2 protein-coding genes are annotated in these 1,684 nt (G+C 67.1%); one reads left to right on the top strand and one right to left on the bottom strand.

The window, feature by feature from the left end; genetic code table 11:
• Positions 1–29 precede the first annotated feature (29 nt).
• Entirely contained in the window at positions 30–1,226 is a 1,197-nt protein-coding gene (locus AB0C02_RS33535) for an IS630 family transposase (protein WP_357553232.1), read from the bottom strand.
• A gap of 104 nt (positions 1,227–1,330) precedes the next feature.
• On the opposite strand from AB0C02_RS33535, the gene AB0C02_RS33530 reads away from it, so the two are divergent.
• Entirely contained in the window at positions 1,331–1,645 is a 315-nt protein-coding gene (locus AB0C02_RS33530; RefSeq protein ID WP_357553231.1) for a hypothetical protein, read from the top strand.
• Positions 1,646–1,684: the final 39 nt, after the last annotated feature.

The raw sequence follows: 1,684 nt of genomic DNA, 5'->3' as shown, positions 1-1,684 counted from the left end.
AGTGCTTAAGTTCGTAAATCCTTCGGGGGTTATGCGGCCAGGGCGTGTGCGGCAGGCTGGTGGTCGCAGCCGGCGGGTTGCTGGAGGTTGAGCTCTTTCTGTTCGTGTCGCTCGATCCGGGCTATGAGGTCCTCGAGGTCGGCCGGGGTGAACTTCCATCTGAACGGCCGGGCGGTCGCGTTGTAGCGCTGCTCGAAGGCGGTGAGCCGGTCTTCGACCTGGTCAAGGCTGGTGAAGTCGTTGGGTGTGAGGACTTTGCGTTGGATGATCGAGAAGTAGATCTCGATCTGGTTCGTCCAGGAGGCGTGGATTGGGGTGTGGACCATGACCGCGTTCGGGAACCGTGCCGTGAGACGGTCGACCGCGGCCTGACCGCGGTGTGAGGAGCCGTTGTCGACCACCCAGAACACCCGTTTCGCCGACGCGTAGGGCTCGCGGGTCATGACCTGTTCGGCCAAGGTCATGAACGGGAGGATGCCGGTCTTCGCAGAGCGGTGAGAGAACACTTGGGCCTGGTGGACGTCGTAGGCGGCCAGGTAGGCGAGGGCGCCTTGGCGCTGGTATTCGTGGTTGACCCGCATGGTGCGGGCGGGGCCGGGTGGCAGGGTGGGGTGGCAGCGGCAGCGGGCTTGGATGCTGGTCTTCTCGTCGCTGGAGATGACGTACTCGTCCGGGCCGAGCGGGATGCCCTGGTAGGTGCGGGCGTAGAGGTCGAGCACCCGGCTGGCTTTGGCGGCGAAGTCCGGGTCACGGATGAAGATCCAGGACTGGTGCTGCCAGGGTTTTAGCGTGTCACGGGCGAGGATCCGCCGGACGGTCGACGCCGAGATCGACGCGGTGATGCCCCGGTCGACGACTTCAGCGGCCAGGTCCGGGCACCTCCACTTCGACAGCGGGGCGCCGGTCTCGGCTGGGAGTTGGCAGGCCAGGGCTTTGACTTCGGCGACTTGGACCGGGGTGAACCGGGTCGGCCGTCCGGGCCGGGGCCGGTCGGCGAGGCCAGCGAGGCCTTCGTCGGCGAACCGGCCCCGCCAGCGGCGCACGGTGTCGACGGTGATGTCGTGCCGGCGGGCGATCGCGGCGTTGGAGTCGCCGCGGGCCGCATCGCAGACGATCCGGGCCCGGATGACCTGCTGGTAGCCGGCGGTGTGGGAGTAGGCCAGAAGAGTGAGCCGCCGTCGTTCGGCGGCGGTCAGGGTGATCAGGCGTGCGTGAGGGGCAGACACCGGCCAGCTTCCAACGAAGGTGATCTTGTCGAGGGTCGACCGAGGATGCCGGACAGGCGTGCCGCAAGCCGGCAGGACACGCCGGACCGGCAGGATGTGAACCCATGCCGGTCATACCTGCCTCCACCAAGACGTCCCTGCCACAGCGGCTGCGGGCCCGGGCCAAGGAGAGGTGGCCGCAACTGGCCGCGGTGCACGTGCGCTACCACGGCCAGTTCGCCTACGTCACCGGCGAGTTGACCGACGGACAGCAACTGCCGTTGATGCGACTGCGCTACAGCGGATCCGCGCACCGCTGGGGCCTTGCCGTCTACAGGGCCAGCAACAACAGCTACGAAGACCAGTACTGGTTCAGCGGCACTACCGAAGAAGCCCTCGACTTCGTCTGCGACGTCCTCGTCATTCCCATCACCGGGTGACTGCACCCAGATCGCCGGCCGTCAACCCCCGAAGGACTT

It is taken from the genome of Micromonospora sp. NPDC048999 (genome assembly GCF_040649295.1).
Taxonomy (GTDB): domain Bacteria; phylum Actinomycetota; class Actinomycetes; order Mycobacteriales; family Micromonosporaceae; genus Micromonospora.
The sequence above is the reverse complement of the archived record's forward strand: the minus strand, read 5'-3'. Positions and strand labels throughout refer to the sequence as shown.

Bases quoted from the DNA above. Each gene is read 5' to 3' on its own strand.
- AB0C02_RS33530 (WP_357553231.1), top strand. From the start codon at position 1,331: ATGCCGGTCATACCTGCCTCCACCAAGACGTCCCTGCCACAGCGGCTG.